This window comes from Streptomyces hainanensis (assembly GCF_004348415.1).
GTDB classification, from domain to species: domain Bacteria; phylum Actinomycetota; class Actinomycetes; order Streptomycetales; family Streptomycetaceae; genus Streptomyces; species Streptomyces hainanensis.
Genome location: NZ_SMKI01000428.1, coordinates 1 through 6,736, shown reverse-complemented (window position 1 = coordinate 6,736; position 6,736 = coordinate 1). Strand labels below are relative to the sequence as shown.

Sequence of the window (6,736 nt, the reverse complement as noted above, 5' to 3'; positions counted from 1 at the left end):
GGGCGGGTTTCCAGGACGCGCCCCCCGTGGCGTGCGATCAGGGCGCGTGCCTCGGGCTCGGCGTGCTCCTCGACGATGGCCCGCAGGCTGAGTGCGTCCGGGTTCAGCGCCGGGTCGGGGGCGAAGGTGCGCACCAGACCCGGCTCGTCCATGGAGACGAGGCGTGGGGCCGGTTCGAGCCGTACCAGGGCGGCGAGGGCGGCGGTCGCGGACTCCCAGGCGTCGAAGGCGGCGAAGAGGCCGGTCCAGGTTCGGGCCCGCTGGAGGCGCACGGTGGCCGTGGTGATGACGCCGGTGGTGCCGTAGGCGTGGATGTACGGCAGGGCGTCCTCGTTCCGGGCGGTGAACGGCTCGGCCTCCGCGGTGCAGGGCACCACGGTCAACTCCTCGACGAAGCCGTCGCCGTTGGTGCCGTTGGACAGGGAGCCGGTGCCGCCGTTGCCGCCGGCGAGGAAGCCGCCGAGCGTGGTGCCGAAGGTGGAGGGGAACATCCACAGTTCCTGGCCGAGCGAGCGGGCGTGGGCCTCCAGGTCGGACATCTTGGCGCCCGCCTCGGCGCGAATCCAGCCGTCTCCCGCGTCCAGTACGCGGTTGCAGGCGGTCAGGTCCAGCACGGCACCGCCGCGCAGCGGAATGGCCTGCCCGTAGTTGCCGGTGCCCTTGCCGCGCGGGGTGACCGGGATACGGAGGCGGTGGGCGAGGGCGACGACGGCGGGGACGAGCTCGTGCCGGGTGGGCCGAAGCACCACCTCGGCGCGGCCGGCGGGCAGCTTCGCGGCGAGGATCGGGGACATGTGGGCCCAGTCCGCGGACGCCTTGTCCAGGGATGTGTCGTCCCGGATCACGGCGTCCGCGCCGAGGAGCCCGGCCGCTTCGCGGCAGAAGTCCTCGATGCCCGGTGTGCTGGTGCCGGCCGGCGTGGCGGAGACCTGCCGTTCGTCGGCGACGAGTTCGGTGAGCCGGCGCACCTCGTCGGCTGACAGGGTGGAGGGCTTGGGGTGGGCGGCCATTACTCCATACCGATCGTGGGGTCGATGAACTGGTTGGTGGCGAGGTCGTCCGCGGTCAGGTCGTCGGGGACGGTGGCCCCGCTCTCGGTGATCAGCGGCGTGAAGTCCTGGCGGATCCGCTCGACGCGCTCCATGTCGAAGCCGCCGATGCTGCCGTCGGCCTCGTTGGCGAGAATGCCGAGGTTCACCATCTCCTCGGCGGCGAACGCGCCGGTCTCCTGGGAGTACACCCAGCCGGTGTTGTACTCCGTGACGAGTTCGGAGATCAGGTCGACCGTCGGCCCCGGGTCGGCCGCGAAGTCGGCGGCGGAGCGCTGGAGGACGGGCACCAGCCGCTCCAGGCAGGGGCTCAGCTCCTCCAGTGCGCCGGTCCTGGCGGAGAGCGCCTGCGGGTAGACGGTGTAGCCGACGTCCGCCAGGAGCTGGTACTCCACGGGCTTGTTCCAGGCGCCGACCTCGTGCTCGTAGATGTACGGCTCGGCGGTGGCGAAGCCCTGTTGGGCGATGCCGGGGTCGGAGACGAACCGCGAGGGCGAGCCGTCGTAACTGGCGTCGAGCTGGCTCTCCTGGATCAGGCCGTCGGCCACCAGCATCGAGGCGTAGCTGTTGCCCGCGACGTAGACGACCTTCGCGTCGGTCTCGCCGATGTCCGCGACCGTCTCCCAGTCGGGGTGGGTCTCCGGGTCCCACATCAGCATGATCGGGCTCTTCCGCATCAGCGCCATGACGGCCGTCACGGGCTGGTCGGCGGCGGCCGTGATCGCGCCGTCGGTGGTGACGGTGCCCAGGGTGATGCTCTCGTCGACGTACATCTGGGAGGCGACGCTCTGGTAGCCGATGGCCGCTCCGCCGGCCCGTACCTCCACCTCGACGCCGGTGTCCTGACCGTCGATCACCAGGGGGCCGGCGACGCGCTTCTGGTCGGAGTCGACGCGGTAGCCGGGGCCCAGCAGGTTGTACAGCGGGCCGTGCTCGGCCTCGGGCTCCCAGTCGGTCTGCAGCACGACGGTGTCCGGGCAGACGCCGTCGAGGCGCAGCTCCGACGGGGCGGACTCGATGGCTTCGCCGGAGGCGGCGGGCTGTGTGCCGTCACCGCAGGCCGTGGCGGCGCACAGGGTGAATGCGGAGAAAGCGGAGAGAACGACCGTCGTGCGGGCGCGTCTGGGCAAGGACATGGCGAACTCCGGGGAGGCGCGGCGGGGATGGGAGGCCGGTGTGCGGATGCGGGAACGTCAGCGGTCCGTGGCGGAGCCGTGCCAGGATCCGACCGCGAGCCGGTTGAGGAAGGTGAAGAGGGCGAAGACGGCGACACCGAACCCCGAGGCCAGGATGATGGCGGCGAACAGGTCCTCGGACTGGAGCCGGGCCCGGTAGACGTCGAGCAGGGTGCCGATGCCGGGGCTGCCCTGCTTGAAGAACATGTCCCCGACGATGGCGCCGATCACCGACAATCCCGCCGACGTGCGCAGTCCGGTGAAGATCGCGGGAAGTGCGGCGGGGAGTTCGAGCTTGCGCAGCCGGTCCCAGCGGCTCGCCTTCTGCAGCGTGAAGAGGTCGTGGTGGGCGCGGTCGACGGACTGCAGTCCGAACAGTGTGTTGGCGATCATGGGGAAGAGCGCGATGATCACGCACACCACGGTCCTGCTGGTGTAGCCGAATCCGAACCACAGGCCGATCAGCGGCACGATGGCGAGGATCGGCACGGTCTGCAGGATGACCGCGTACGGGTACAGCGCGCGTTCCAGCAGGCGGGCCCTGCTCATCAGGACGGCCGCCAGGACGCCGAGCGTGGAGGCCAGCAGGAGCCCGATGAGCGAGACCCGCGCGGTCAGCGCCAGGGCGGACAGCATCGGTTCCAGATGGGACCAGTCCAGGAAGCTCACGCTCAGCACCTGGTGCGGCGGGGGAACGAGGAAGCGGCGCTCGGGCCGCAGTACGACGTAGCTGACGACGTACCAGATTCCCAGCGCCCCCAGCAGCGAGCCCAGCGGCGCCAGGGAGGTGACCCACCCGTGGCGCGCGCGGTCCGCGGCGGGAGCCGTCGAGATCGCGGGAGGGTCGTGGGCTTCGGGCGCGGACACCGTGGGGCCGACGGTCTGGGCGCTCACCTGGCACCTCCTCGTAGGGCGGCGGAGACCTCGCCGGCTATCGCGGCGAAGGCCGGTTCGTACCGCAGGTCGGCGGGGCGGGGATGGGGGAACGGCACGTCGAACGAGGCGGTGACGCGGCCGGGACGGGCGGACATCACGACGACCCGGTTGGAGAGGTAGACCGCCTCGGGTACGGAGTGGGTGATGAACAGGGCGGAGAATCCCTGCTCCGAGAGGATCCGCTGGAGCTCCTCCTGCATCCGCAGCCGGGTGATCTCGTCGAGCGCGCCGAACGGTTCGTCGAACAGGAACAGCGAGGGCCGGGTCACCAGCGCCCTGGCGAGCGAGACGCGCATTCTCATGCCGCCGGAGAGCTGGCCGGGAAGCTGCTTCTCGAAGCCGTCGAGGCCGACCAGCTCCAGGACCTCCCGCGCGCGCTCCCGGCGCTCGGGCTTGGGCGTCCCGGCGAGTTCGGCGGGGAGCTCCACGTTGGCCAGCACGCTGCGCCAGGGCAGCAGGGTGGCGTCCTGGAAGACGAAGCCCACCGAGTCGCCGCGGGCGTGAACGGTGCCCGCGGTCGGGGAGTCCAGGCCAGAGGCCAGCCGCAGCAGGGTGGACTTGCCACAGCCGGAGGGGCCGACCACGGAGACGAACTCACCCGCCGCGACGGACAGGTCGACGCCCGTGAGGGCCAGGGTGCCGTTGGGGAAGCGCTTGTCGACGCCGCTGAAGCGCAGCGCCGTTTCCACCATGACGGACATGTCTCCACTTCCTCCTCTCGTCTCGGTTTCGGCCGGAACGCCGAATGTTGATATCATGAACATCGATTGTTTCTCGGCAGTTTCACCGCAGTGTCGATCCCCGGATTTCAGGCCAGTTCGCGGACCACCGTGGTACGGCTGACGACCCGTCCCGCCCGGAACACCACGCGATCCGGACAGGCCGCCCCCAGTGCCTCCGAGAGCGAACCGGCGCGCACGGCCAGCAGATCGGCGACGGCGCCCTCGAACGGTCCGGCCGGCGGCAGCCCCAGCACGGCACGGGCCCCGGCGGTCACCGCGTGCACCGCCTCGGACGGCGTCAGATGTCCCGCCGCCACCAGCAGCGCCGCGGTCTCCAGCGGATCGGCGCGCCCCACCGGATTGAACGGATCGCGCACGTTGTCGCCGCCGGCGGCGAGCGTGACGCCCGCGTCCAGCAGGGCGCGTACGGCCGTCAGCCCGCGCGGCACGGGAGCGGCGTGGCCGCGCCCCTGGAGGTACAGATTCGTCAGCGGCAGCGTCACCACCCCGATGCCCGCCCCCGCGACGTCCTTGGCCAACCGCGCGGCCTCCTCGTCCGGCATCGCGCCCAGGCTGACGCAGTGGCTGGCGGTCACCGGCAGCGAGAACCCCGCGCCCCGTACCGCCGCCGCCAGCAGCCGCAGATCCCGGGAGGCCGGATCCAGGTTCTCGTCCGCGTGCAGATCGACGCCGACGCCGAACTCCCCGGCGAGCCGCACCGCTCGCTCGACGGCCGCCTCCGGGTCGGCCGCCAGGTGCGGGCAGCCGCCCAACACGTCGGCGCCCAGCGCGAACGCCTCCCGCAGCACGGCGTCCGGAGCGTCCAGGTGCAGCACCGCTATCTGCAACTCGGTCCTGCCGCGCACGGCCTCGCGCAGCCGCAGCATCGCCCGCAGCCCACGCAGCGGGTCGTCGCCGGGCAGGATGTCGACGTGGGTGCGCACGGCGGTCGCCCCGTTCATGGCCAGCTCGTCCAGGGCCCGGCGGGCGCGCAGCGCCACGTCCTCCTCGGTGACCCGCTCCGCGTAGTCGCGCCAGGCACCCACGGCCGACGGCAGGTCGCAGGGCGGGGCACCGGCCAGGTCCCAGGTGTGGGCCTTGTCCAGGTGGGCGTGTGGCTCGGCCGGGGCGGGCAGCAACAGACAGCCCGTCAGGTCGGTCTCGGCCGGCCCGGCGGGCAGCGTTCCCGGCGGGGCGACCCGGACCACCCGGCCGCCGTCGAGGAGCAGATCGCGGGGGAAGCCGTCGGGCAGCAGGGCCCCGCGCAGCAGCATCGCGGTCACCGGCCCGCTCCTTCCGGACTTCCCGGCGTGGTCGCCCGGAGCGCGGTGAAGACGGCGAAGCCGTCGAAGTCATGGCGCCAGGCCGCCGTTCCGAACATGTCGGTGGCGACCACCGGGCGGGTGCGGCCGTCGCGTACCGCCGCGAACGCCTCCGCCACGTCGACCACGAAGCCGCCCGACTCCCGGTGGCGGAGATTGTGGCCCAGCAGCGCGGTCCTGACCGGCAGTTCGGCCAGCCGGCGGGTGGAGGCGGCGAAGTCGGGCACGTCGGCCCCCGGCACATGGGCGAAGAAGGTGCCGCTGATGAGGGTGTCCCCGGCGAGCAGCAGCCCGCTGTCCGCCTCCCACAGGCACAGGCCGTCCGGCGAGTGACCCGGGGTGTGCAGGACCCGCAGGCGGCGCCCGCCGAGATCGAGCGTGTCGCCCTCGTGCAGCAGCCTGGTCGGGCGGACCGCCTCGATCCGCCAGCGCCTCAGCTCGGGCACCGGACGGACCTCGACCCGGCTGTCGGTGAGGAAGAACGCCTCGATGTCGAGGGCGCGCAGCGCCTGGTACTTCTCCCGCAGGCCGTGCGCGATGTGCGCGTACGACTCCAGCCACTCGCGCGGCGCGGGCGCACCGTGCGACTCTGCGCCCTCGGCGTGCACGGCGAAGTCGCGGGCGACGCCGAGCAGTGACGCGTTGCCGCCCCGGTGGTCATAGTGGTGATGGGAGTTGACGACGAGCAGTGGCAGCGAGGTCAGCGCGCGGACCTCGCCCGCGATGTCGCCGATGCCCATCCCGGTGTCGTAGAGGAGGGCGAGGTCGTCGCCCAGCACGAGGTAGCTGTTGACGTGGCCGGGCTCGGCGATCAGGAACACCCCGGGGGCCGTCTCCCGGACGGCGAACCACCGGCGGCCGGTCATCGGGCGGACCGCACGGGGAGCGGGTGGTAGCGGCGGCCCAGGTGGACCAGGGCGCCGCCGTCCTCCGCACCGGGCAGGATGCGCCGGATCGAGGCCGTGATCAGCCGATGGTCCCCGGCGGGCACGTCCCGGGCGACCTGGCAGCTCAGCACCGCGGCGCTGTACGCGGTGAGCAGCGGCACGTCCCACTCGTCGGTGGTCCAGGCCAGCCCCGCGAAACGGTCGGCCGTCCGGTCCGCGAACCGGCGGGAGACGCTCTCGCCGTCCGCCCGCAGGATGTTGAGCGCGAACCGGCCGCGGCCGAGCAGCGCCGGCAGGGTCCGGCTGGCCTGGTCGACACCGATGGCGAGCAGCTGGGGCGAGCGGCTCAGGCTCATCACGGCTGTGCTGGTGAATCCGACCGGCCGGCCCTCGGGGTCGGCCGTCGTGACGACGCAGACGCCGCCGGCGAGCGCGGCCATGGCGGCGAGAAAGGCGGCATCGGCCGGGGCGACGGAGCGATCGGTGATGGCCGACGGCATGCGGGCTCCCTAGGCTGGGGACGAATAGTTGGGACGGGACGTAGCGGAGTAGTAATGTTCATCCCATCAACATCGACCATAGGGTTCGGGTGTTTCGGCTGGGTAAATCCTGTCCGGCCCGTTCCGTGTTCCGTCCGCCCCGCCC

The 6,736-nt window shown here is 72.4% G+C and carries 7 protein-coding genes; all 7 read right to left on the bottom strand.

All coding sequences use genetic code 11. The annotated features are described in order from the left end of the window. Positions 1-1,010, bottom strand: a 1,010-nt coding sequence (locus tag E1283_RS29085; protein WP_132821153.1) for an FAD-binding oxidoreductase, incomplete at its 3' end; no start/stop codon positions are given. After that, entirely contained in the window at positions 1,010-2,185 is a 1,176-nt protein-coding gene (locus E1283_RS29080; protein ID WP_132821152.1) for an ABC transporter substrate-binding protein, read from the bottom strand. The genes E1283_RS29080 and E1283_RS29085, both read right to left, overlap by 1 nt. Before the next feature lie 57 nt (positions 2,186-2,242). Next, a complete protein-coding gene (locus tag E1283_RS29075) occupies positions 2,243-3,118 on the bottom strand; it encodes an ABC transporter permease (protein WP_132821151.1) in 876 nt (291 codons plus the stop codon). Further along, the gene (locus E1283_RS29070) at positions 3,115-3,861 is read right to left on the bottom strand and encodes an ABC transporter ATP-binding protein (protein ID WP_132821150.1); all 747 of its coding nucleotides are present in this window, start codon (positions 3,859-3,861) and stop codon (positions 3,115-3,117) included. Before E1283_RS29070 ends, E1283_RS29075 begins: the two co-directional genes overlap by 4 nt. 107 nt (positions 3,862-3,968) lie before the next feature. Next, entirely contained in the window at positions 3,969-5,156 is a 1,188-nt protein-coding gene (locus tag E1283_RS29065) for an amidohydrolase family protein (RefSeq protein WP_132821154.1), read from the bottom strand. 5 nt (positions 5,157-5,161) lie between these two features. Beyond that, complete coding sequence (locus E1283_RS29060) at positions 5,162-6,070, bottom strand: MBL fold metallo-hydrolase (protein WP_132821149.1); 909 nt, start codon at positions 6,068-6,070, stop codon at positions 5,162-5,164. Next, positions 6,067-6,591, bottom strand: a complete 525-nt coding sequence (locus E1283_RS29055; protein ID WP_132821148.1) for a flavin reductase family protein — start codon at positions 6,589-6,591, stop codon at positions 6,067-6,069. Before E1283_RS29055 ends, E1283_RS29060 begins: the two co-directional genes overlap by 4 nt. Positions 6,592-6,736: the final 145 nt, after the last annotated feature.